Here is a 24,975-nt window from a genome sequence, read left to right as displayed (position 1 = left end):
CTTTTAAATTTCTTCTGAGTATAACTTTATAACCTAAATGAAAACGGGAGAGCACGGCTTTTCTGCGCGACGAAATGCCGCAGAAAGATCCAGAAATTGCAGACCGGAATCAAACTTGATGAACGTCAAGCTCAGAACCAACTCTCGCGTTTTTGCGATGAACCGCGCTGCCACTCTGTTACGTTGGAACCAGATGGATACCAAGTTGTTCTCAAAGGAGAAAGCGACATGATCAAGCATCCACTGGCAAAAGCACTCACCCTGAGCCTGGGCGTGGCAGCAGGCTCCGCCATGGCGGACAACCTGATGGAGCGGGCCAACAGCATGTTCGAGCCCATTCCCAAATACCCACCGGTGATTGATGGCAATGAACTCACTCAGGCCAAGGTTGAACTGGGCAAGATGCTGTTCTTTGAACCGCGCCTGTCTTCCAGCCACCTGATCAGCTGCAACACCTGCCACAACGTCGGGCTGGGCGGTGATGACGAGCTGCCTACCTCTATCGGCCATGGCTGGCAGAAGGGTCCCCGGAACTCGCCGACGGTGTTCAACGCCGTGTTTAACGCAGCCCAGTTCTGGGATGGCCGTGCCGCCGACCTGGCCGAACAGGCCAAAGGGCCGGTACAGGCGGGTGTCGAGATGAGCAGTACGCCGGACCGGGTGGTGGCTACCCTGAAGAGTATGCCGGAGTATATCGAGCGCTTTGAGGACGCATTCCCGGGCCAGGAAAATCCGGTCACCTTCGACAATATGGCTGTTGCCATTGAAGCCTATGAAGCAACACTGATCACCCCGGAAGCACCTTTCGACAAATATCTGCGCGGCGACACCTCCGCGCTGAACGAGAGTGAGAAAGAAGGTCTGGCGCTGTTCATGGACCGCGGCTGTACCGCCTGCCACAGTGGTGTGAACCTCGGCGGTCAGAGCTACCATCCATTCGGGCTGGTTGCCAAGCCGGGTGCCGAGATCCTGCCAGAGGGCGATAAAGGCCGCTTCTCTGTCACCGAAACCGCGTCTGACGAGTATGTGTTCCGCGCCTCTCCGCTGCGTAACATCGAGCTGACCGCGCCCTATTTCCACTCTGGCGCCGTCTGGAGCCTGGAAGAAGCCGTTGCGGTGATGGGTACGGCCCAGCTGGGCACCGAGTTGAACGACGATGAAGTGAAATCCATCGTCGCCTTCCTCAAGACCCTGACCGGCAATGTTCCGGAAGTAACCTATCCGGTACTGCCACCAAGCACCGCCAATACGCCCAAGCCGGTGGACATGATCCCGTAAGTCACGGGCTCTGCGTTCACCCTCAAAGGCGCGCTTTCCCGGCGCGCCTTTTTTGTTGAGGTTGGTCATACTATCCGGACAACTACCCACCTTTGTCCGCTTGTGCGGTTGCTGATGAGCAAGCTATCGTCTGTTTTCTCTCTTAAAAGACAGGCTAGAGGCTATGAATCCGACCATTGAACTTCTGAAATCCCACCGCTCTATCCGCAAGTTCAAGGACCAGCAAATCCCACGGGAACTGTTCGAAGAGCTGATTCGTGCCGGCCAGAGTGCCGCCACCTCCAATCACGTTCAGGCCTATTCCATCATCCATGTGGTCAACCCGGAGAACCGCCGTAAGATCGCCGAACTGGCCGGCGGCCAACCCTACGTGGCAGACAGTTCCGACTTCCTGGTCTTCTGTGCCGATATGAAACGCGCGACCGAAGCCGCAGAGCGGGCCGGTGCCGAGGTGATACGAGGTATGACCGAGCAACTGCTGGTTGCCACCATCGACACCGCCCTGATGGCACAGAATGTCGCCATTGCCGCGGAATCCGAGGGTCTGGGACTGTGTTACATCGGAGGTATTCGTAACAACCCGCAGGACGTGAGCGAGATTCTGAAACTGCCGGAACATGTCTACCCGGTATTTGGCATGTGTCTCGGCTACCCCGATCAGAACCCCGAAGTTAAGCCCCGGCTGCCACTTTCCGCGATTCTGAAAGAAGACGCCTACACCGATGCCGATGACACCGCACTGGTGACCCGTTTCGACCAGACCATGAATCAGTATTACCAGGCCAGAAGCAGCAGCAACAAGGACACCACCTGGTCCGAACAGCTGAAGCCACTGTTTACCTCAAAACTGCGCCCGCACATAAAAGCTTTCCTCAACGGTCGCGGCTTCGGCACCAAATAGATCGATTTTTTCGATGCATTTACCTCAGTAAATACGATTCTTGGAGCAACCGCCTTAGACTAAAGTATGCCCCCTTTGTTCGTTTGCTACTGAAAGGGGCATACCCATGGCGGGCTTTGACACCGATATTCTTCTGATTGGCGGCGGCGTTATGAGCGTCACGCTGGCCTCTCTGATTCAGCAGCTGGACAGCTCCCGGTCGATCACCCTGGTCGAACAGGGACAACAGTTGGCCGGCGAAAGCTCGGACGCCTGGAACAACGCCGGCACCGGTCACGCCGGTTATTGCGAACTCAACTACACCCCCGCCAACCCCGATGGCAGCGTTTCCGTAGAGCGGGCGCTCGCCATCAACGAGCGCTTCGAGCTCTCACTTCAGTATTGGAGCAGCCTGGTTGAGAAGGGGCTCTTGCCCGCACCGGCCAACTTCATTCGCCGGGTGCCACATCTGAGCTGGGTTGAGGGTGCCAGGGCCTGTGAATTTCTGAAAACCCGCCACAGAGCCCTCGAGGGCCAACCGCTGTTTCAGGAGATGGAGTTCAGCGATCAGCCAGACACCCTCGCTCGCTGGCTCCCGCTTATCCACGGTACCCGGCAAGCCTTTGAGCCGGTCGCAGCTACCCGCGTCGCCCACGGCAGTGACGTCAATTTTGGCGCACTGACGCGCCTGCTGGGGCGCTCCCTGGCCCAGCACGCCTGTGATATTCAGCTCCAGTGCCAGGTAACCGATATCAAGCGCGAAGCCGGCGGCTGGCGCGTGAGCCTGCATCACCTGGGCAGCGGCGAGAAACGCAGCATTACCAGCCGTTTTCTGTTCATTGGCGCGGGCGGAGCGGCCCTGTCATTGCTGCAGAAGACCGGTATTCCGGAAATTCGCGGCTACGGGGGGTTCCCGGTATCCGGCCTGTGGCTGGCCTGCGATAACGAAGACATGGCCCTGTCACACAACGCCAAGGTCTATAGCCAGGCACCGGTTGGCGCCCCACCCATGTCGGTGCCCCACCTGGACACCCGGTTTATCAATGGCAAGGCGGCGCTGCTCTTCGGCCCCTTCGCTGGCTTTACCACCCGCTTCCTCAAAAGCGGCGATCGATCGGACCTGATCCGCTCAGTTCGCAGCCACAACCTGCGGCCGCTGATCGACGTTGGCGTGCACAACTGGCCGCTGACCCGATACCTGATCAAAGAAGCTCTCAGCCCCAAATCGGCCCGCCTCGGCGAACTGGCGCGCTTTATGGAGGACCCGGATCCGGCTCAGTGGCAATTGGTGCGGGCCGGGCAGCGTGTTCAGGTTATCAAGCCAACGGCCTCGGGCCGGGGCAGTCTGGAATTCGGCACCGAGGTTTTGAGCACTGAGGACCGATCCCTGGCAGCCCTGCTGGGCGCTTCACCGGGCGCCTCCACCTGCGTCTCCGCAATGCTGGAGGTTATAGAACGTTGTTTCCCGGAACTGATTCAGGGCCAACCGCTGCAAACCCTGCAATCGCTGATTCCGAGCTACGGTCAATCGCTTCAGGCCAACCGCCAACTGCTAGCCGATGTCCGCCGCTACACCCTTAACACCCTGGGACTGAACACCGGGGCAGAACAAACTCAAACTGAACGGAGCCTGTACGCATGATGATAGGGATTCCCAGAGAACGACAAGACGGTGAAAACCGTGTGGCCATTATCCCATCCGGAGTTTCCACCCTGCTGGAGGCCGGCTACGAGGTGGTGGTCGAGAGTGGTGCTGGCAGTGCCGCCCATTTCACCGATGACGACTATCGCCACGCCGGGGCCATCATCGCCGACAATGCCGACGCTCTGTATCGTCAGGCCACAGTCATCCTCAAGGTTCGGGCGCCCTCATCAGAGGAAGCGCGACTGATTCAGCAAGACGCCACCCTGATCTGCCTGCTCGATCCCTGGTTCAACCAGCCGCTGCTGGAACAACTGGCCGGGCAAAACGTGCAGGCATTTGCCCTGGACCTGGTGCCCAGAACCACCCGGGCCCAGTCCATGGACGTGTTGAGTGCCATGGCGGGCATCAGCGGGTACCGCGCCGTCCTCAGCGGCGCCATGGCCCTGCCCCGTTACTTCCCCATGCTGATGACCGCCGCCGGCACCATTCATCCGGCCCGGGTACTGGTTATTGGCGCCGGTGTTGCAGGTCTGATGGCCATTGCCACCGCCCGCCGTCTGGGCGCAGTGGTCGAGGCCTACGACCTTCGCCCTGAGGTGAAAGAGCAGGTGGAGAGCCTGGGCGCCGATTTCATTGAAATCGAAGTGCCTGCATCCGATACCACCGGAGACAGCGGTTATGCCAAAGCGCAGAGCGAAGCGTTCTACACCGCCCAAAGACAGCAACTGGCAGACTGCGTCGCCCGCGCCGACCTGGTAATCACCACGGCGGCGGTACCCGGAAAACCGGCTCCCAAACTGATTGACCAGGAAATGATTCACCGAATGAAGAGCGGCTCGGTCATCGTGGATCTGGCGGCCGACAAAGGAGGTAACGTGGAAGGCACCGTTCTGAACCAGAAGGTGGATGTGGACGGCGTTACCCTGGTCGGCCATGCCAACCACCCCTCCCGCGTACCGGTGCACGCGTCCCAGCTGCTCACCCGCAACATTACCGCCTTTTTGCTCAACATGACCGAAGACGGTCGTGTGGTACCCAAGCTGGAGGACGAGATTGTTGCGGCCACACTGGTGGTCCAGCACGGCAGCGTCCGCCACAACGCCGAGACTCGAGACACTCCGCAAACTTCAACCCAAAAGGACACGGACTGATGGAACTGTTTGCACTCAGCTTTACCATTTTCATTCTGGCATTGTTCGTCGGGGTAGAACTGATCAACAAGGTTCCGCCCACCCTTCATACCCCATTGATGAGCGGCACCAATGCCATCTCCGGCATCGTAATCGTCGGCGCGATCATCAGTGCGGGCAGCACAGAGCTGTCGCCTAATGTCGCCGGCGTTCTGGGCTTTATCGCTGTCACCCTGGCCAGCATCAATATCGTAGCTGGCTTTCTGGTGACGGATCGCATGCTGAATATGTTCAAGCGGAAGGGATAACCATGTTTGCATTGATCAATCTGTCTTACCTTGCAGCTGCTGTCTGCTTCATTCTCGGCATCAAGGGCATGACCCGCCCAAAAACAGCGGTACGTGGCAACCAGCTGGCCGCCATCGGGATGCTGATTGCGGTCGTCGCCGCCCTGTTGCACCAGGAAATCATCAGCTACGCGGCCATCATCGCTGGTATGCTGCTGGGCGGCTCGATCGGCGTCTGGCTCGCAAAACGGACCGCAACCACGGAAATGCCGGAACTGGTGGCGAGCCTGAACGGTATCGGCGGGGGCGCCTCCGTTGCGGTGGCCGCCAGTACCTGGATGCATGCGGTTAACGCCACCGGTGCCGGAAGTAGTGGCTGGACCGCCGCTATTCTGGCCTCCATCGTCATCGGCTCAGTGACCCTGACCGGGTCGGTCGTAGCCGTTCTGAAACTCAAGGGGAATATTGGCGACAGCCGGAACAATCGCCTGTGGCACAGTGTCACGCTGGTTACTCTGATTGCCGCCGTGACCGGAGCGGTGCTGTTTGCCACCAGCGGCAGCACCAGCCCGCTGGCCCTCGCGGCCCTCGTAGGGCTCTGCCTGCTACTTGGCATTGGACTGGTCCAGCCTATCGGTGGTGCCGACATGCCGGTCGTCGTCGCCCTGCTTAACGCCTATTCCGGCCTGGCGGGTGCGGCCACCGGGTTCGTGCTGGGCAACCAGGGGTTGATCATTACCGGTTCCCTGGTGGGTGCCTCCGGCCTGATTCTGACCGCCATCATGTGCAAGGCCATGAACCGGTCCCTGCCCAACGTTCTGTTCGGCGGTGTACTGGGCGGATCAGACAGTACGGCGAGCCAGCAGGATGAAGGGGAGTTCTACGATGGCAAGGTGAAATACGCCACCCCTGACGATCTGGCCCTGTTGCTGGATGGTGCCCGCAAGGTGGTCATGGTGCCCGGATACGGCCTGGCGGTGGCTCAAGCCCAGCATGCGGTGAAAGAACTCGCCAACCAGCTTGAGGGCCGTGGTGCCAAGGTCAGTTACGCGATTCATCCGGTGGCAGGCCGGATGCCAGGGCACATGAACGTGCTGCTGGCCGAAGCTGAAATCCCTTATGACCAGTTGAAAGACATGGACGCCATTAACCCGGAACTGCCGCAGGCGGATGTAGCCATCGTGCTCGGCGCCAACGACGTGGTAAACCCGGCCGCCGCCGAAGACCCGAACTCGCCCATTTTTGGCATGCCGATCCTCGATGTGCACAAGGCGAAAACCGTGGTGGTGGTCAAGCGCAGCCTGTCCGCTGGCTTCGCCGGCATTCCCAACGGTCTGTTCATTCGCGACAACAGCCTGATGGTGAAGGGCGACGCCAAGGAAGTCCTGCAAGCCACCACCAGCGCGATCAAGGAACTCTGATCAGCCGTCCTCAAGGATGAGGACCACCAGCTCCTTGGGGCCATGGGCCCCATAGGCAAGCACCTGCTCGATGTCCGCCGTCTTGGACGGACCAGATACCAGCAACAGGTTCGTGGGCAGACCCGCGGACCAGTTGTGCTTCTGCATCATCCCATACAGGTTGTCTTCCACCTCACTGGCCTTGAGCAACGCGATATGCAACGGCGGCAGAAGACTCATCAGCCGCGGCTCGTGACGATCCGGCCACAGTACCAGTGAACCGGTGGCAGCAATCCCGCCCACCGTGCCCGTCACGCTGGCATCCACCTGCCAGAACAGCTCCTCCTTCCATTCCTCAATCGGACGGTCATAGACCAACAGCTCCGGTCTGGGCTCCGCACGCTGCCAGTGCTCCGCCAGCTGCTTGCCGTGCCCGGTACCCGGGGCATAAAGCACATTCTTCAGGCCGCGGCTCTCCAGCAATTCCTGAACCTTTGAGGGCCACTCCTCGGTCGTCAGCTGGTGGATTTCGGTGTGCACCGCTTCCATCAGAGAACGCAGGCGAGTAATCCGGTCCTCCGGCGCATACTGCCAGGGGCGGGTTACCAGACCCTCATCGAAATCGTCCGGCCGGGGCGTGGTGCCGGCCAGACCGGCACGGAGCTTGTTGAGAATATTGCTGCGGGCACTCATCACCGGTCTCCCTGATTCAAATGGGCTTTGGCCAGATCATGCAAAGACCGCCGGGCCGGTACCGGCGCCGAGTGGTTCTCGGTCCAGGGGCCGACGTTTTTCGGTGCAAGTTTGCCAAAACGGGTCGCGCCCCACAGGAACAGGCGGTAAAACACCGGCGCCGTATTCAGCCTGGCCCAGAAGCGCCAGATTGCCCGCTCCTTGCGGGAATACTTGGCGCCGCCATCTTTCACTTTCGGCTGTTCGGCGGGGTTCTTCACGTTTTCCTGGCGCAAGCGCTGCAGCATTTCCGGGATCGGAATCTTCACCGGACACACCTCACCACAGGCGCCACACAATGAAGACGCGCTGGGGTGGTCCGGTACCTTGTGCAACCCGACCATGTGCGGCGTAATAATCTTGCCGATCGGCCCCGGATAAACCTCACCGTAGGTGTGGCCACCCACACGGGTATAGACCGGGCAGTGGTTCATGCACGCACCGCAGCGGATACAGTTTAATGTCTGGCGCAGCTGGGCATCGGCGAAAGCACCACTGCGGCCATTGTCCAGCAGAACCAGATGCACTTCTTCCGGACCATCCAGCTCATCCGCCTTGCGCGGGCCGGAAATCATGTTCACGTAAGTAGTGATCGGCTGACCCAACGCGGAACGGGTCAGCAGCGACAACAGGGGCACCACGTCCCGCAGGTTCTCTACCACTTTTTCGATGCCGGTGACGGCAATGTGCACTGGCGGCGCCGTGGTGCTCATGCGGCCATTGCCTTCGTTCTCCACCAGCAGCAAGGTGCCGGTTTCGGCAATGGCGAAGTTGACGCCGGAGACCCCAACATCCGCTTCAAGGAATTTCTGGCGCAGGGTGCGGCGACCAATCTGGATCAGTTCGTTCACATCCTCGGTCTCATCCACGCCCAATTTGTCGTGGAACAGTCTGGAGACCTGAAAGCGGTTCTTGTGAATCGCCGGCATGATGATGTGGGAGGGCTTTTCGCCATCCAGCTGGACGATGTACTCACCCATGTCCGACTCCAGGCACTCGATGTGGCGTTCAGCCAGGTAGTCGTTCATTTCCATTTCTTCGCTGACCATGGATTTACCCTTCACCACCTGAGAGCCCTGCTTCGCCTCAATGATGGAGTGGACAATTCGGTTGGCCTCCTCGGTAGTCTCGGCCCAGTGAACCTTGACACCGTTATCGGTCAGCTTCGATTCCAGCTGCTCAAGCAAATCCGGCAACCGGGACAGCGCCCGGGCCTTGATATGGTTGCCGAGTTCCCGCAGTCCTTCACGCTCTTCCTCGTCCGGAAAAGCATCGGCCCGCTTTTTCATCAGCGAGTCCATGGCGACGCGGAAGTTGGTGCGCAGCTGGTCGTCAGCCAGGGCGCCCACCGCTCGGCCACGGAAGCTGTCGGTGAGTTCTTTAACCGGTATTCGCTGGCTCATGATTTCACCTCTCCACTCACCCGCTCCCACAGAAAGCTGGCCAGATGCCGGCCCCGGAACGTCTGTTTCTGTTTTTCCAGGGAGCCGTTGATGTTGAGCAGGCAGCCGCCATCAGCGGTTACCATTTCCGCTGCACCGGATTCCCGCAACGAACGGGTTTTATCGAGCACCATGGCCCCGGACACTTCCGGCATGCGCACAGAGAAGGTGCCACCAAAGCCGCAGCATTCGCTTTCATGATCGTGGTCCAGCCGCTCGACATTCGCCAGCTTGCCCAGCAACTCCCGCGCATGCAGGTGGGTGTTCATTTCCCTGCGGGCGGAACAGGAGGTGTGCAAGGCAATCTGTGTGGGCTGGCCGAGATCCTGCCAGTCCACCTTGCATACATGCAGCAGAAACTCGGTCAGCTCGAACGTTCGTTCAGCCAGATCTTCCACACGTTTAAGGGTATCTGGTTCTTCTGCAAAGACTTCCCGGTAATGCTGTCGGAACATACCGGCACAGGATCCGGACGGCACCACCACCGGCAAGCCGTTGTCGAGTAGATTGAGCTGTGCCCGCGCCACCTCCCGGGCCTCGTTCACGTAGCCGGAGGTCCAGGCAGGCTGACCGCAGCAGGATTGCTCGTGTGGAAAATGCACGCGAATGCCTTCCCGTTCCAGCAGGCGGATAGCATCCAGCCCGGCCTCGGGAAAGAACAAATCCACCACGCAGGTGCCGAACAAAATGACCTCGGCCGGCTTGGCCGGATACGTTCGTGGCCTGGAGCGCTCTGGAGCCACGCGGGTAGCATTGGGGGCGGCGTCGTAAAACAGCTCACTCATCAGTCATTGCCTCCGGGCGGTCCGGCCGGCAGCCGGCCACCCGTTGTGGTTATCCCAGTGTTTTCAGTTCAGTAACGGGTCCGTCAGCCCCAGGCCGTAGGCGGCCAGCAGCGCAATCGAACCGGTCATCACCAGGTAGTATAGGGTCGGCCACACCGTCTTGCGCAGTGTCTGACCTTCACGGCCCAGCAACCCGACCGTAGCAGATGCTGCCACCACGTTATGGATGGCCACCATATTGCCTGCCGCAGCACCCACGGCCTGCACCGCCACCATCAGTGCGGTGGACAAACCAAGGCTCTCGGCAACGCCAAACTGGAACTGGCTGAACATCATGTTGGAGACCGTGTTGGAACCGGCCAGGAACGCACCGAGCGCACCCACCGTGGGGGCCAGCAACGGGTAAATGCCGCCAACCGCATCGGCAGCCCAGGTGGCCATGGCCAGCGGCATGCTCGGCAGGTCCGACAGGTTAACGCCGGAGTTGATCAGTATTCGCACCATAGGCACGGTGAACAGCAGCACGAAACCGGCACTCAGCAGCACGCCACCGGATTCTTTCACCGCCGAATTCAGCGCTTTCAGGTTCATCCGGTGGATGAAGAAAGTTGCCAGCACTACCATCACCAGAATACCGCCCGGCAGGTAAAGTGGCTGGATCCCGGCATTAATACCTGCTTCTCCCAGGATGTTGGAGAACGACACGCCAACGCTGGTGAAAGCTTGCTTGATCGGTTCAACGGTGCGGCTCAGAACCAGTACCACGCCGACCAGCACGTAGGGTACCCACGCCCGGAAACCGCTCATCGGTTTGGCGGCGATGTCTTCCAGTTTCATCTCAATGCTGCCCAGCCACTCACTGGGCCAGTCTTTGCTGTCGGCAAAATCCCAGGTCCGCTTCGGAATCAGGAAGCCTTTTTTGGCGGCAGTGGTCACAATCGCCAGACCAATCAGGCCACCCAGCAGAGACGGGAACTCGGGCCCCAGAATCACCCCGGTCAGGGCGTAGGGCACAACAAACGCGATGCCGGCAAACAACGCAAATGGCAGGACCTCCAGCCCCTCTTTCCAGCTTTTGTTCTTGCCGAAGAAGCGGGTCATCATCGTCACCATCAGTACCGGCATAACGACACCGACAATGGCGTGGGTGATGGCCACTTCCGAGGTGATCAGCTGCAGGTAGGTATCCCAGTTGGAGCCCAGGGCTTCCAGTCGCTCGGTAATGCTGGCCCGATCCAGCCCCGTTGTCACCCCCACCACAATCGGGGTGCCCACGGCACCAAAGGATACCGGCGTGCTCTGCACCATCATGCCCAGCATGACCGCGGCCATGGCAGGAAAGCCCACCGCAACCAGCAAGGGCGCGGCGATGGCCGCCGGTGTACCGAAGCCAGACGCACCTTCAATAAAGCTGCCGAACAGCCAGACAATGATGATGGCCTGAATACGGCGATCCGGGGTGATGTTGGTAAAGCCAGCCCGAATCGTGGTGATGGCACCGGAATGTTTCAGGGTGTTCAGCAGCAATATCGCGCCGAAGATTATCCACAGCAGGCCAATCGTAATCACCAGCCCTTGCAGGGTGGAGGCGAGGATACGGTTCAGGGTCATATCCCAGGCGCCGTAGCCGATCAGCGCGGTGACCAGAAATACCACGGGCATGGCATGGCGGGCGGGCCAACGCATGCCAATCAGCAGCACTCCAGCCAGGAGAATGGGCGTAAACGCCAATAGGGCGAGCAATCCGGACGACATCATGTTCTCCAGGGTCTTGTTGTTGGATTCTGTTTTTGGATAATTGGTATTACCAATTTACAAACCTGTGCCGAGTACGTTATTTGAGCAGGCCTTGTGGTGTCAAAACCGCCCACTCATACATTAGTCGTATTGCCTTGAAGTTTTGTTGTAAAAACAAGCGTAGACGCAGGTAAGATTTATTGGTATGACCAATTTTTAGACACACAAGTGAGGCATCATGCCCATCAATCAGATTGCTCCCAAGCGGCTGGCCGACACCATTGTCGAGCAGCTGGAGACCATGATTCTGGAAGGAACCCTGGAGCCGGGGCAGCGCCTGCCGCCGGAACGGGTACTGGCGGAGCAATTCGGCGTATCCCGCCCGTCACTCAGAGAAGCCGTGCAGCGCCTGGCGGCCAAAGGCCTGCTGAAAAGCCGCCAGGGCGGCGGCAATTATGTGGCGGAGAATCTGGGAAGCAGCTTCAGCGACCCACTCATCCCGCTACTGGAAAAGCACCCGGAAGCACACCGGGATTTGCTCGAGTTCCGTCGCACACTGGAGGGCGACTGTGCCTTCTACGCGGCCCTGCGCGCCACGGAAGTGGATCTGGCACGGCTGGGCAAAGCCTGGGAAGAGCTCCACGCCTGCTACCAGAATTCCACTGCCCACAATCTGGAAGAAGAAGGGGCTGCCGATGCCCGCTTCCACATGGCTATTGCTGAAGCCAGTCACAACGTGGTGCTGCTGCACACCATGCGCAACCTGTTCAGCATGCTCAAGAACAACATTGTCACCAACATCGGTGGCATGTACTCCCGCGAGGTTCAGACCCGCCAGGGCCTGATGGACCAGCACCAGAAGCTGTATAACGCCATCGTTGAAGGCCGGGAAGAAGACGCCAGGGCCATCGCCGGGGAACACATACAGTTTGTGCAGCAAACCATATCGGAACGCAGCGAAACCGCGCGACGGCGTGAACGGGCGTTGAGAAGGGAAGGGAGCGGCGAACACCGGGCTCCATAAAAAAGCCGGGGCAAGCCCCGGCATAAGCAATCACACGATGCATCAACACAATGCATGTCGTCCTGATGAGCCTTCACACTAACCGGAAGAGATGACGCTTGTGTGACAGGGCACGCTAATCCGGCAACTTCTCCCAGATTGTGAGCTCCGAAAAACTGTGCTGGAACTTGTTGCGGGTCTCCCGGATCACGAAGGGCAGGCTCCGGGGCTCTGCCAGCAAGCGGAAACGGGGGGATAACGCCGCCTTGAGCCCATCCAGGGTGGTGAATGGCTCACCGTCTTTCAGGAAACCACCGAGCCAGTCCTGCCTGGGCGTGTACTCCTCCAGCCAGGTATAGGGTGAAGCAATCACCAGCAGCCCCAGCGCATTGATACGCTCATGGATCTGTTCCAGAAACAGGCATGGGTTGTAGAGACGGTCAATCAGGTTGCCGGCCAGCACCAGATCGTAGTCCCGGTAATCAGCGCCGAGATTGCAGGCATCGCCCTGATGGAACGCCACGCGGCGGGCAGCCTCAGTCAGACCCAGGGCTGCCAGTGACCGCTCCTGGTAGCTGACCAGCTCGCCCTCTTCGGGCCGCGCATACCGCGCAACCCCCTCCCGCACCACCTCACGGCATTTGCCGATAAAGGTTTCCGAATAATCGACCCCATCGACATGGTCAAACTGGCGGGCCAGCTCCAGCGAGGTACGTCCTACCGCACAACCGATATCCAACGCCCGGCAGGTGGCGCGGCCATCCAGCGCTCCAAGCGCGGCATCGGCCAGTTCTTTCGCGAAGTTGGCTTCACCATGCCAGCTTTCACCGAAGTGAAACTCCAGATACTGGGCCAGGGTGGTGTTGCTTTCGTAGTAGCCGGACGGCTCATTCATGATTGTCTCCTGGCGCCGACAGGCCTTTCCCTTGTTCCGTCGACCTTGGGTAAAACGGTTGTACCAACGGCGCAAGCCCTTTGGCATCATCTATGAACAGTTGCAGGTGCGGGAAAGGTATTTCAATGTCCGCTTCGTCCAGGGCCTCTTTAATCTTCTCAAGCACATCAGCCATAATTCTGGGCTGAACCTCCAGATTGTCCGGTGTAATCCAGATCTTGACCTCCAGATCGACTGAAGAGTTGCCCAGGGTCTTGACCACCACTCGCGGCTCCATACCCGACCCCTGCAAGACTTCAGAGTGCGCCAGCAGAACCGGCATTATCACGTCCCGCGCTGCCCTGGCAGACTCCTTGTAGGCAATGCCAACTGGAATGTTCAGGCGCGTCGCCCCTTCGGCGCTGTAATTGATGATCTCCGAGGACGCCACGTTATCGTTCGGGATCATGGTAAAGATATTGTCCCGGGTACGCAGCCAGGTGGTCCGCAGGGCGATCTTCACCACCTTACCATCCTGGCCGTTGATGGTGACCCAATCGCCAATCCGGAAGGGGCGCTCAATCAGCAACGTAATACCCGCAATAAAGTTCGACAGCGTGGACTGGGCCGCAAACCCGACGGCAATCCCCACGATCCCCAGACCCGCGACGATGGAGACCACATCGAAACCGAACTGGGACAGCACCGTAACGGCCGCGAAGGTAACGGTGAGCACCGAGAACAGATTCTCGACCAATTGGCGGATAGAGGGTTCCAGACGGTAGCGATTCATCGTCTCCCGCAGCAGACGACCAATCGCCAGCCAGCCCACAAAAAAGCCCAACGCCATCAGGCCCGCCCTGGCCATGCCCTTCAACAGCTCCGGCGAGGCCTCGAATTGCGCCATAATCACCAGCAATCCGCCCAGCCCGAACAGATAACGGATGCCAGTGCGCAACTGACCAAACCAGGGCTTCGAGCTGCGTCGGCTGCCGACGACAAGGCGTACCAGGCTGATCAGAATGGCATAGACCAGCAACAGAATGCCGAGGTAGATCACCGAAATCAGCAGTTGACTGAGAACATGCCCGGCCAGGGCCACCCAATCGGTCTGTCCGCCCGCGAGAGCGTCCAGGGTAGCCGAGAGATTCTGTGCTATCTGGCTTCGTACGGATTCAAACAGGGCTTCTGCCATAGGGCATCCTTTTCCAAACACTGCATACTACACCCGGAGCGGTGAACAACCTTTGCCTTCAGAATAGACTGCTATCCGCAAACCGGCCGGGGATTACAGAACCGATTCCAGGGCCTGAATCAACCGGGCATCTTCGGGACGCACCTGGCTCGGGAAACGGGCTGCCACCTTACCCTCACGATCGATCACATACTTGGTGAAGTTCCAGCTTGGCGGCTGGCTCTGGCGATTGATTTCCTGAAACACCGGATTGGCCTGCTCACCGGTCACTGCGCTCGGCGCGATCATGGTAAAACTCACACCAAAGTTCACAAAACAGACCTTCGCGGCTTCTTCTTCGGAATCCGCCTCTTGCCGGAAGTCATCACTGGCAAATCCCACGACCGTCAGCCCCCGATCCTTGTACCGCTGGTGCAGGGCCTCCAGGCCTTCAAACTGACCGGTATAACCACAACGGCTGGCTGTGTTCACCACCAGCATCGGCTTGCCAGCAGCCACCTCGCACAGATTCACCGAATCCCGGGAGTGCAGCTTGCGCTGCTCGTGGTCCAGGAAATCCGGGCAATCCCGGGCAACGGCAGGCACCGTCAACCCTAGCAGTAAAAGCACACTCACACACTTCAAGACTGTCCAACGCATCATCGGCCCTCCTGTCGACAGATCCCCTGTATACGCACTGGATTACCAAACTGCTCAGGCGCGTTGTCCACATTGACACAAACCGGCAAAGCATCCTTCACAAAACTCTCATGTCATCGTCACACAGCACGGTCAGATTGTGGTGTCAAAACACACAACATAACCGAAACAAGGACAGTACCATGACGATGAAACCAACGCTGCTGGCAGCCGCCATCGGCGGCCTTCTGGCATCGACAACACAGGCATCGCTGGTCATCAGCGAGTATGTCGAAGGCTCCAGCAACAACAAAGCCATTGAACTGCTCAACACCGGCAATGCGGTGGTGGATCTTGCTCCCTGGGAGCTGCAGGTTTTCTTCAACGGCAGCGCCACCCCCGGGCAAACCTTCAACCTGGAGGGTTCGATTGCTCCGGGCAGCAACTTCGTTTTCGCGCATAGCGCTGCTGACCCGGCCATTCTCGCTGTGGCGGATCAAACCACCGGAGCCGGGCTGTTCAACGGTGATGACGCTGTCCTGCTCCTGAACGGCGGCACGGTTGCCGACAGTATCGGCCAGGTCGGCACAGACCCCGGCAGCTACTGGGGCTCCGGGGATACCCGCACTCAGGATCGCACTCTGCGCCGCCGTGCAGGCACCCTGGCCGATACCGATGCCTACGATGATTACGACCCGGCCACAGTCTTTGACGGCTTTCCCCAGAACAGCTTCGACGATCTCGGCGTCGCCGGCAACGATGACGATAACCCGGACCAGCCACCGACTGCGCCGGATCTGACCTGTGGTGCTCCCGCCACCCGCATTTCGGACATTCAGGGCGAAGGCGATATCAGCCCGGTTGCCGGCCAGCACGTGGTGATCGAAGCCGTAGTTACGGCCGCCTTCAACACCAACGATGGCCTTGGCGGCGTCTTTGTGGAGGAAGAAGCCTCAGACCGCGACGACAACCCTGCAACCTCCGAAGGCCTGTTTGTCTATGCGCCAACTCTGAACGCCGAGCCCGGCCAGCGCCTGCGGCTTGCCGGTGAAGTGACCGAATACGACGGCCTGACCGAATTGACCAACCTGAGCGGTACCGAAAACTGTGGTAATGCGGAGCTTCCACCGGCGGCGCAGATCTCCCTGCCCTGGGCCGATGCCACTGCTCCGGAAGCCTTTGAAGCCATGCGGGTACAATTCAGCGCGCCTCTTGTGGTGAACGACAACTACGACCTGGGCCGTTACGGCAGCCTGACCCTCGGGAGCGGTCGCCACTTTATCCCCACCAGTATCGCTGAGCCCGGAGCGGATGCCGCACTGGTGGCTGATCTGAATGCGCTGGACCGGATTATCCTGGACGACGCCAGTAACCGCCAGAACCCGGCCATCGTGCCCTACCCGACACCGCAACTGAGCGCCAGCCAGACCGTGCGCGCTGGCGACACCGTTCAGGATCTTGCCGGCGTTCTCGACTACCGTTTTTCGGAATGGCGTCTGCAGCCGACCGCGAGCCCGTCCTTCAGCCAGGCAAATGCACGTGTAACCGAGCCCGGCCTTGAGGATCGCGGTAACCTGGTGGTGGCTTCTTTCAACGTGCTGAACTTCTTCAACGGTGACGGCATGGGTGGCGGATTCCCGACGGCGCGGGGCGCAGACAACCCGGAAGAACTGGCCCGCCAGACCGAGAAGCTGGTCAGTGCCCTGGTCGCCCTTGATGCCGACATCATCGGCCTGATGGAAATCGAGAATGACGGCTACGGCCAGACCAGTGCCATTGCCGAACTTGCCGGGGCCCTGGGTTCCGAATGGCAGTGGGTCGATCCCGGCCTGGCACAACTGGGCAATGATGACATTGCCGTTGGCCTGCTGTATCGCGCCGACCGTGTCGAGATCGTTGGCACCGCCGCCACTCTGAGCGCGGCTCCTTTTGATCAGTTGAACCGCCAGCCCCTGGCACAGACCTTTCGGCTGAAGGATTCAGACGATGGCGTCACCATTGCCGTCAACCACTTCAAGTCCAAAGGCTGCGGCAGTGCCGAAGGCAGCAACGCTGACCAGAACGATGGTCAGGGCTGCTGGAATCCAGTACGGACCCAGGCCGCCCAGGCGCTGGCATCCTGGCTGGCAGACGATGCCACCGGAACCGGCGAACCGGATGTGTTAATCATCGGCGATCTCAACGCCTACGCGAAAGAAGACCCCATTCGCGCCCTGGCCAGTGCCGGCTATACCGATCTACTGGCGGCCTACGTTGGCGAGCAGGCGTATTCCTACGTGTTCTATGGCCAGGCAGGCTACCTGGACCACGCTCTGGCCAATACCGCCCTGGCCGGCAAAATTGCCGATACCACCGTCTGGCCGATCAATGCCGATGAGCCCCGAGCCCTGGACTACAACACCGAGTTCAAGACGCCGGAGCAGCAGGCCAGCTTCTACGCACCGGACGCTTACCGGGCCTCTGACCATGACCCTGTGATCGTTGCCCTGAATCTCGATACCAGAACCCCCGCAGACCGCGCCGACCTGAACGGCGATGGCCGCGTTAACGGCCGGGACCTGTCCCGCCTGGTGCTGGCGATGCTGTTCGGCAAAGCCACAGCTCCGGCTTACGACATTGACGGTGACGGGCGCATTAACCATTACGACCTGATCGCCCTGATTCGCGTGCTGACCAGCCGCTAACCCCCACAACGGAGATAGAGTAATGATTCGGCAAGGACTCTGGCTGGCAATCCCGCTGATTGCCCTGACCGGCTGTAACAGTGATAACGACGACGCGCCCGCCACGGAAACCGAGCGCTTTACCGTTAACATCTTGCATATCAACGACCACCACTCCCATCTGGAAGCGGGCTCACAGTCCCTGGATATCGCTGGTGAAGAAACCGAATTCAGCGCCGGCGGCTTCCCCCGGGTGATCGCCAAGATCAACGAACGAACCGCCGAACTGGACAACGTGCTGAAACTGCATGCCGGAGATGCCATGACCGGCACCCTGTACTTCACCTCCTTCGAAGGTGAGGCCGATGCCGAGCTGATGAACCAGGTTTGTTTTGATGCCTTTGCACTGGGCAATCACGAGTTTGATCGTGGTGACGAAGGGCTGGTGAAATTCCTCGACTACCTGGCGGCAGGCAGCTGTAACACGACGGTTCTCGCGGCCAACGTCAAACCGGCCATCGGCACCCCTTTGGCCCCGGTGGCCCAGGACGATTACATCCAGCCGTACACCATCAAGAACATTGATGGCCAGCAGGTGGCCATCATCGGCATCGACATCGCCACCAAAACCCGCAACAGCTCAAGCCCGCTGGCAAGCACTGAGTTTCTGGACGAAACCGAAACCGCCCAGGCCATGATTGATGAGCTGAACGACCAGGGCATCGACAAGATCATCCTGCTGACCCACTACCAGTATGCCAACGATCTGGCACTGGCCGAGCGCCTGTCTGGAGTGGATGTCATTATCGGCGGAGATTCCCACACCCTGCTTGGCAACTTTGACGCCTACGGCCTGAGTGCCTCCGGCCCCTACCCCACCGAAGTGACCAATGCCGACGGCGACAAAGTGTGCGTGGCCCAGGCCTGGCAGTATTCGCGTGTGCTGGGTGAACTGAGCGTGACCTGGGAGAACAATGGCACTGTTTCCTCCTGCTCCGGAACGCCACACCTGCTCCTGGGCAACCCCATCATCCGTGATGACGGCACCGACGATGGCTACCAACCCCAAGGCGAGGAACTGGCCGCCATTCGGGCAGCCATCGAGGCGGACCCGCAACTCAGCCTTGTGACGGACGACCCGACCGGCGCTCAAACCCTGGCCACGTACGCCAACCAGTTGGACAGCTTCCGCAATCAGGTCATCGGTACCGCATCCGAGGACCTGTGCCTGGCCCGAATTCCCGGCCGGCCATACGGCGATGACACCTGCGCCAACGAAGACCCGAACCGTGGGGGGGATATCCCGAACCTGGTGGCTCAGGCCTTCCTGTTCCAGAGCAAGAATGCCGATGTTTCGATCCAGAACGCCGGCGGCGTTCGCACCGACATTCTGGCCGGCGATATCACCATTGGTGATGCCTACAACCTGCTGCCGTTTGCCAATACCCTTACCGATCTGCCCATGACCGGAGCAGAAATCAGACAGGTGCTGAATGAAGCAGTGGATTTCGCCCACGTTGAAGGCGGCTCCACGGGTGCCTACCCCTATGCCGCCGGTCTGCGCTGGACCGTCGACATGACCAGGCCTGCTGGCGAACGCCTTTACGACATCGAAGTTCGGCCCCGGAGTGAAACCACCTGGCGCGCTCTGACCGACGCTGAAACCCTGAACGTCGTCACCAACAGCTTCACCGCGGCTGGCCGTGACGGCTACCTGACCTTCGGAACCGTCAGCGAGGATGGCCGAGCCACGGATACCTTTCTGGACTATGCCCAATCCTTCGTCGATTACGTCAAGGAAGAGGTAACCCTCAGCAAGCCCGTCCAGGGCGAGTACTCCACTCAGATGTACACGCCAGCACCGTAACGAGTGCTTGCAGGAGCATCCGGCACTAACGGATGCTCCTGCCCCTCCTGTCATTACCCTTGAAGAAACCGTCCGCTGGCGTCATTGTGAAACGCTGAACACCGTTGTTTCTTCACAGGTACCGGAACCCCATGTCCAGAACACCCGATTACTCCCTGCTCGAACTGGCCTCCGTGCGCGAGGGCGACTCCGTAGCAACGACACTGGCCAACAGCGTGCGTTACGCCCAGCATGCGGAGGCACTTGGCTTCAAGCGTTTCTGGCTGGCAGAGCACCACAATATGGAAGGGATTTCCAGTTCCGCCACCTCGGTATTGGTGGGGCACATCGCTGGCAAAACCGGGAGTATCCGGGTGGGCTCCGGCGGTGTCATGCTGCCGAACCATCCACCGCTGGTGATTGCCGAGCAATTCGGCACCCTGGAATGTCTCTATCCGGGCCGAATCGATCTCGGCCTTGGCCGCGCGCCGGGCACCGATCCAGTCACCGCCCGGGCACTGCGACGGGATGGTCTGGGCGCCGAGCAATTCCCGGAAGACGTAGCCCGTCTGCAGAACCTGCTGGGGCCGCTGCAACCGGGCCAGCCGGTGAAAGCCATTCCCGGTGCTGGCACCAATGTTCCCATCTGGCTGCTGGGCTCCAGCCTTTACAGCGCGCAACTGGCGGCGATGCGGGGCCTTCCTTATGCCTTCGCCGGCCACTTCGCACCGCGTCTCTACCGGGAAGCCCTGAAGGTCTATCGCGAGAACTTCGAGCCCTCAGAACAGCTGCGACAGCCCTATGCCATGCTGGCCATTCCCGCTATCCCGGCGGCCTCAAAGGACGAAGCGCGGCATCTGGCCACCACCAGCTACCAGCGCATTCTGGCCCTGTTTCGCGGGCAGCCCCTGTGGATGCGACCGCCGGTAGAATCCATGGACGGACTCTGGAATCCGGCCGAGGAGGCCGGTGTGCGGGACTTCCTGAAACTGCAGATCATGGGCAACAGTGAAGACCTGCGCCGGCAACTCGACGACCTGCTGGCCGACATTCAGGTGGACGAACTGATGTTCACCATTGATATCCACGACCCGGACAAACGCCGACAGGCCCTGGATATCCTGGCCGAAACCCGTTCCCCGCGAACCGACTCCGACGCAACCATCAACTAGGCAGAACCTGATCATGGCTCAACCGGCATTCTATGTTTTTCTCTCCCACGGTCTGGAAAGTGGCCCCGGCAGTACCAAGATCCAGGCCCTGAAAACGGTGGCTGAAACGTTTTCAGGCGTTTATGCCGAGGCGGTGGATCATCGCAGCACCAAAGATCCTGCCGAACGCCTGGAGCAGATGCGCCACGCCATGGCATCTGTCGGTGCAAGGCCCGAACAGACCATCCTGGCAGGCTCCAGCATGGGCGGCTGGGTCTGCGCCCGGACCAGCGAACAGGCTCCGGTCAGGGGCTGCTTTATGCTGGCACCGGCACTGGCGCTACCGGATTATCCGGAGTCCAACCCGGTGATTGGCGCCCGCCACGCTCGCATTATCCACGGCTGGAACGACGATGTGGTACCGGTAATGCCGGTTCTGGAGCTGGCCCGGAGGCAGCAGATTGAAGCCCTGGTTCTACCCGACGGACATCGGCTGGAAAACAGTGTCCAGCGGGTGGCAGAGGAGTTCAGAAGGTTCCTGTTCCTGTGTGTTGAAAACCCGAATCCATCCTGAATTCATGCACTTGCAATTTGGCTTAATCGGCTATTTGCGTGCAGCTTATTTCCCCGGTTTCCTTGCGAAAACCGCTTTGATTTGCCAGTCTTTAATAATGTAACAATGGATTAACGTAAAATAACGAGCGGAGACAACCCGATGAGCAGCACAAGTAAATTCAGGAAACTGGCTGGTATTTCAGCGCTGGCATTTGCCGGCCTGACCGCGGCAAATGCCGTGAATGCCGCCAACTGGCGCTACGCCCATGAAGAATACGAAGGCGACGTTCAGGACGTATTCGCGTACAAGTTCAAGGAATACATTGAAGAGAATTCCGACCACACCCTGCAGATTTACCGTTTCGGTGAGCTGGGTGAGTCTGACGACATCATGGAACAAACCCAGGCCGGTATCCTGAACTTTGTAAACCAGTCTCCTGGCTTTACCGGCTCTCTGATCCCGGAAGCGCAGATCTTCTTTATCCCGTACCTCATGCCCACCGACATGGATACCGTGATCGAGTTCTTCCGCGAGAGCGAGGCCATCAATGAGGACTTCCCGGAGCTGTATTCTGAAAAAGGTCTTGAGCTGCTGAAGATGTACCCGGAAGGGGAAATGGTAGTGACCGTTGATGAGCCGGTGACCTCTCCGGAAGACTTCAACAACAAGAAGATCCGGGTAATGACCAACCCGCTTCTGTCCGAGACCTACTCTGCGTTTGGTGCTACCCCAACCCCGCTGCCATGGGGTGAAGTATACGGTGCGTTGCAGACCAACATGATCCAGGGTCAGGAGAACCCGATTTTCTGGATTGAGTCAGGTGGTCTGTATGAGGTTTCCCCGAACCTGGTATTCACCGGCCACGGCTGGTTCACCACCGCCATGATGGCGAACCAGAACTTCTACGAAGGCCTGTCTGATGAAGACAAGAAGCTGGTTCAGGATGCCGCGGATTACGCCTTCGAGGAAATCATCGTACACATCGATGGTCTGGCGGACGAGGCCCTGGAAAAGATCCAGTCCAACAGCGACGAAGTTACCGTGACCCGTCTGACTGACGAACAGATTGAAGCCTTCAAGGCCCGCGCGCCACAGGTGGAAGAGAAGTTCATCGAAATGACCGGTGAGCGTGGTAAAGAGCTGCTGGAGCAGTTCAAGGAAGATCTGAAAGAAGTTCAGAACGACTGAACCTCGCCAAACGGTTGCCCCCGCTCCGGCGGGTGGCAACCCAGCTTTAACCCCGCCCCGCCGGGGATTCTTCCCGCCGGGAGCGACATGTTCTGGAGCAGAATCCATGTCCGAGAATTCCCCGGAGATCGAAGACGATACCGGTCACTATGAGTCCGGCTTGCCTGGCTTTCTGGGCACGATTGACGTCTGGATTTCAAAAATCGAAGCCGTCATGCTCGCCGCTGGCGTGATTCTGATGGCGGTAAACACCTGCGCCAATGTTATTGCCCGTTTCGTGTTCAGCGAGGGCCTGTTTTTCTCCGGTGAAATCAACCGGATTCTGATCATTCTGATTACCTTTGCCGGCATTGGCTACGCCGCCCGGCACGGCCGCCATATCCGCATGTCCGCCATGTACGATGCCTTCCCGACCAAGGGCCGCAAGGTACTGATGATCATCATCGCCCTGTTTACCTCCGTGGTCATGTTTTTCCTGTGCTATCACTCCTTCGAGTATATCCAGACCCTGTACAGCCGAGGTCGGATTTTGCCAGCGCTTGGTTTTGAGATCTGGTGGATTTACATCTGGGCCCCTGTCGGTTTCGCCATTACCGGCATCCAGTACCTGCTGACCGCCATCAAGAACTTCACTACCAAAGACGTGTACCTGTCGACGGGTGTGGTGGATGGCTACGCCGATACCGAAACCGAAGTCTGAAGCAGCGTGAACCCATAGGTTAAGGAAAGACACACCATGGCAACTATTATGATGATCGTCATGATCGGGCTGCTGCTTCTGGGCTTCCCGATGATGATTCCGCTAACCACTGCTGCCGTCATCGGCTTCGTTATGATGTTCGATGGCTTCGGGCAGATGGGCACATTCATCCAGCAGATGATGGGTGGCATCCGGCCAGCGTCGTTGATTGCGGTACCCATGTTCATTCTGGCGGCCGATATCATGACCCGGGGCCAGTCTGCGGACCGCCTGATCAATATGGTCATGGCCTTTATCGGCCACATCAAAGGTGGCCTCGCCATCAGTACCGCCACCTCTTGCACCCTGTTCGGGGCGGTGTCTGGCTCAACCCAGGCCACCGTGGTCGCAGTGGGCTCACCGCTGCGCCCGAAAATGCTCAAGGCTGGCTACTCCGATCCCTTCACGTTGGCTCTGATTATCAACGCCAGTGATATCGCCTTCCTGATCCCTCCCAGCATCGGCATGATCATCTACGGGGTCATCTCGGAAACCTCCATTGCCGAACTGTTCATTGCGGGCATCGGCCCGGGCATCCTGATTTTGTTCATGTTCTCGATCTACTGCCTGATCTACGCCTACAAGAACGATGTTCCAACTGAAGCCAAGGCCAGCTGGAAAGAACGGGCGATGTCAGTCAGGGATGCCTCCTGGCCCCTGATGTTCCCGGTGATCATTGTCGGTGGTATCTACGGTGGTATTTTCAGTCCCACCGAGGCAGCTGCAGTCTGCGTGCTCTACGCCTTCCTGCTGGAATTTGTGGTCTTCCGGTCGCTGAAACTGAACGACATTTACAAGATTGCCAAATCCACCGGGCTGATCACGGCTGTGGTGTTCATTCTGGTGGCCGTGGGTAATGGCTTCTCCTGGATCATTTCCTTTGCCCAGATTCCCCAGGCCATCCTGGAAGCGGTGGGCGTCAACGAGGCCGGGCCTGTGGGCGTGCTGATTGCCATCTGTGTGGCCTTCTTCATCGCCTGTATGTTCGTCGATCCCATCGTGGTTATCCTGGTGCTGACACCGATCTTTGCGCCCGCCATTCAGGCCACCGGGCTGGATCCGGTGCTTGTCGGTGTGCTGATTACCCTGCAGGTGGCCATCGGTTCTGCCACGCCACCCTTTGGCTGCGACATTTTCACCGCCATTGCCATCTTCAAACGGCCCTACATGGAAGTTATCCGGGGTACGCCTCCGTTCATATTCATGCTGGTGGCGGCTGCCGGCCTGATCATCGCCTTCCCGGATATTGCCCTGTTCCTGCGTGACATCGCGTTCAGGGACTAGATCCACAGCCACTGATCAAAGGAGAACAACATGTTTAAACGGATTCTGGCCGCTGTGGATGGTTCCAAAACCTCACTCAAGGCACTGGATAAAGCCATTGAACTGCAGAAACTGATCCCGGACGCCGAGATCTACATCCTCTGTGTGTACAAGCATCACAGCCTGTTTGAGGCGTCGTTGTCTATCGGAAGGCCCGACGACATGGACATCCCGGACAAGGTGCTGTCTGAGTATGCCAAAGGCGTAGTGAACCACGCCAAGGAGCTGGCCAAGGAGCATGGCGCCACCAAGGTACGCGGTTTCGTCAAAGCCGGCCGGCCCTCGAAGGTGATTGTGAAATTTGCCCAGGACAAGGAGGCCGACCTGATTGTAGTGGGCACCAAGGGCACCAACAGCGACAAGGATGGCACCTTTCTGGGCAGCGTCTCGCACCGGGTTGCCTCCCAGGCCAAGTGCCCGGTGCTGGTGGTCTGAACCGGCGAAACCCTCCCCGCAGTACCGCCGGACAGCATATTCCTTGCTGTCCGGCAATCACGGATTTC

22 protein-coding genes are annotated in these 24,975 nt (G+C 59.2%); 15 read left to right on the top strand and 7 right to left on the bottom strand.

Annotated features, from left to right (window positions below):
• The first annotated feature begins 228 nt into the window (after positions 1-228).
• The 6 genes from OZ656_RS01600 (at position 229) to OZ656_RS01575 (ending at position 6,641) form a co-directional block, all read left to right on the top strand.
• Positions 229-1,278: a cytochrome-c peroxidase gene (locus OZ656_RS01600; RefSeq protein ID WP_011783925.1), complete on the top strand. Its 1,050-nt coding sequence runs from the start codon at positions 229-231 to the stop codon at positions 1,276-1,278.
• Positions 1,279-1,441: 163 nt separating this feature from the next.
• Entirely contained in the window at positions 1,442-2,179 is a 738-nt protein-coding gene (nfsA, locus tag OZ656_RS01595; RefSeq protein ID WP_224850981.1) for an oxygen-insensitive NADPH nitroreductase, read from the top strand.
• Positions 2,180-2,285: 106 nt separating this feature from the next.
• Positions 2,286-3,800 carry a malate dehydrogenase (quinone) gene (mqo, locus tag OZ656_RS01590; protein ID WP_278349843.1) on the top strand — a complete coding sequence of 505 codons (1,515 nt, stop codon included), beginning with the start codon at positions 2,286-2,288 and terminating at the stop codon, positions 3,798-3,800.
• Positions 3,797-4,954, top strand: coding sequence for a Re/Si-specific NAD(P)(+) transhydrogenase subunit alpha (locus tag OZ656_RS01585; RefSeq protein ID WP_113879529.1), 1,158 nt, complete (start codon positions 3,797-3,799; stop codon positions 4,952-4,954). Before mqo ends, OZ656_RS01585 begins: the two co-directional genes overlap by 4 nt.
• Positions 4,954-5,241, top strand: a complete 288-nt coding sequence (locus tag OZ656_RS01580; protein WP_011783921.1) for an NAD(P) transhydrogenase subunit alpha — start codon at positions 4,954-4,956, stop codon at positions 5,239-5,241. Before OZ656_RS01585 ends, OZ656_RS01580 begins: the two co-directional genes overlap by 1 nt.
• Before the next feature lie 2 nt (positions 5,242-5,243).
• On the top strand, positions 5,244-6,641 hold the full coding sequence (locus OZ656_RS01575) for an NAD(P)(+) transhydrogenase (Re/Si-specific) subunit beta (RefSeq protein WP_153739847.1): 1,398 nt from the start codon (positions 5,244-5,246) through the stop codon (positions 6,639-6,641).
• Here OZ656_RS01575 and OZ656_RS01570 read toward each other — a convergent pair whose 3' ends face one another.
• The 4 genes from OZ656_RS01570 to OZ656_RS01555 all read right to left on the bottom strand — a co-directional run bounded on the left by OZ656_RS01570 (position 6,642) and on the right by OZ656_RS01555 (position 11,334).
• Complete coding sequence (locus OZ656_RS01570; protein WP_113879531.1) at positions 6,642-7,313, bottom strand: lactate utilization protein C; 672 nt, start codon at positions 7,311-7,313, stop codon at positions 6,642-6,644. It lies immediately after the preceding gene.
• Positions 7,313-8,755, bottom strand: a complete 1,443-nt coding sequence (locus OZ656_RS01565; RefSeq protein WP_153739846.1) for a LutB/LldF family L-lactate oxidation iron-sulfur protein — start codon at positions 8,753-8,755, stop codon at positions 7,313-7,315. The genes OZ656_RS01570 and OZ656_RS01565 overlap by 1 nt, the downstream gene beginning before the upstream one ends.
• A complete protein-coding gene (locus OZ656_RS01560; protein WP_153739845.1) occupies positions 8,752-9,579 on the bottom strand; it encodes a (Fe-S)-binding protein in 828 nt (275 codons plus the stop codon). Before OZ656_RS01560 ends, OZ656_RS01565 begins: the two co-directional genes overlap by 4 nt.
• Before the next feature lie 63 nt (positions 9,580-9,642).
• Entirely contained in the window at positions 9,643-11,334 is a 1,692-nt protein-coding gene (locus OZ656_RS01555) for an L-lactate permease (RefSeq protein WP_153739844.1), read from the bottom strand.
• Between the two features lie 220 nt (positions 11,335-11,554).
• Between OZ656_RS01555 and OZ656_RS01550 the strand changes: the two genes are divergently transcribed.
• Positions 11,555-12,340 carry an FCD domain-containing protein gene (locus OZ656_RS01550; protein ID WP_153739843.1) on the top strand — a complete coding sequence of 262 codons (786 nt, stop codon included), beginning with the start codon at positions 11,555-11,557 and terminating at the stop codon, positions 12,338-12,340.
• A gap of 115 nt (positions 12,341-12,455) precedes the next feature.
• On the opposite strand, the gene OZ656_RS01545 is transcribed toward OZ656_RS01550, so the two are convergent.
• The 3 genes from OZ656_RS01545 to OZ656_RS01535 form a co-directional block, all read right to left on the bottom strand.
• Positions 12,456-13,214: a putative 4-mercaptohistidine N1-methyltransferase gene (locus OZ656_RS01545; protein WP_014420283.1), complete on the bottom strand. Its 759-nt coding sequence runs from the start codon at positions 13,212-13,214 to the stop codon at positions 12,456-12,458.
• Positions 13,207-14,388: a mechanosensitive ion channel family protein gene (locus tag OZ656_RS01540; protein ID WP_199453668.1), complete on the bottom strand. Its 1,182-nt coding sequence runs from the start codon at positions 14,386-14,388 to the stop codon at positions 13,207-13,209. Before OZ656_RS01540 ends, OZ656_RS01545 begins: the two co-directional genes overlap by 8 nt.
• A gap of 93 nt (positions 14,389-14,481) precedes the next feature.
• Positions 14,482-15,030: a glutathione peroxidase gene (locus tag OZ656_RS01535; protein ID WP_041654477.1), complete on the bottom strand. Its 549-nt coding sequence runs from the start codon at positions 15,028-15,030 to the stop codon at positions 14,482-14,484.
• Between the two features lie 185 nt (positions 15,031-15,215).
• Between OZ656_RS01535 and OZ656_RS01530 the strand changes: the two genes are divergently transcribed.
• From OZ656_RS01530 to OZ656_RS01495, 8 genes are all read left to right on the top strand, one after another.
• Positions 15,216-17,690: an ExeM/NucH family extracellular endonuclease gene (locus OZ656_RS01530; protein ID WP_228285617.1), complete on the top strand. Its 2,475-nt coding sequence runs from the start codon at positions 15,216-15,218 to the stop codon at positions 17,688-17,690.
• 22 nt (positions 17,691-17,712) lie between these two features.
• Entirely contained in the window at positions 17,713-19,536 is a 1,824-nt protein-coding gene (gene nadN, locus OZ656_RS01525; protein ID WP_199453664.1) for an NAD nucleotidase, read from the top strand.
• 131 nt (positions 19,537-19,667) lie between these two features.
• A complete protein-coding gene (locus tag OZ656_RS01520) occupies positions 19,668-20,687 on the top strand; it encodes an LLM class flavin-dependent oxidoreductase (RefSeq protein ID WP_278349842.1) in 1,020 nt (339 codons plus the stop codon).
• Positions 20,688-20,700: 13 nt separating this feature from the next.
• Positions 20,701-21,240, top strand: coding sequence for a YqiA/YcfP family alpha/beta fold hydrolase (locus tag OZ656_RS01515; RefSeq protein WP_278349841.1), 540 nt, complete (start codon positions 20,701-20,703; stop codon positions 21,238-21,240).
• A gap of 141 nt (positions 21,241-21,381) precedes the next feature.
• Positions 21,382-22,410 carry a TRAP transporter substrate-binding protein DctP gene (gene dctP / locus OZ656_RS01510; protein WP_014420276.1) on the top strand — a complete coding sequence of 343 codons (1,029 nt, stop codon included), beginning with the start codon at positions 21,382-21,384 and terminating at the stop codon, positions 22,408-22,410.
• Positions 22,411-22,516: 106 nt separating this feature from the next.
• On the top strand, positions 22,517-23,110 hold the full coding sequence (locus OZ656_RS01505; RefSeq protein WP_011783906.1) for a TRAP transporter small permease: 594 nt from the start codon (positions 22,517-22,519) through the stop codon (positions 23,108-23,110).
• A gap of 36 nt (positions 23,111-23,146) precedes the next feature.
• Complete coding sequence (locus OZ656_RS01500) at positions 23,147-24,433, top strand: TRAP transporter large permease (protein WP_011783905.1); 1,287 nt, start codon at positions 23,147-23,149, stop codon at positions 24,431-24,433.
• Between the two features lie 30 nt (positions 24,434-24,463).
• Complete coding sequence (locus tag OZ656_RS01495; protein ID WP_011783904.1) at positions 24,464-24,907, top strand: universal stress protein; 444 nt, start codon at positions 24,464-24,466, stop codon at positions 24,905-24,907.
• Positions 24,908-24,975: the final 68 nt, after the last annotated feature.

This window comes from Marinobacter sp. LM1 (assembly GCF_042763285.1).
Lineage (GTDB): Bacteria > Pseudomonadota > Gammaproteobacteria > Pseudomonadales > Oleiphilaceae > Marinobacter > Marinobacter nauticus.
The sequence above is the reverse complement of the archived record's forward strand: the minus strand, read 5'-3'. Positions and strand labels throughout refer to the sequence as shown.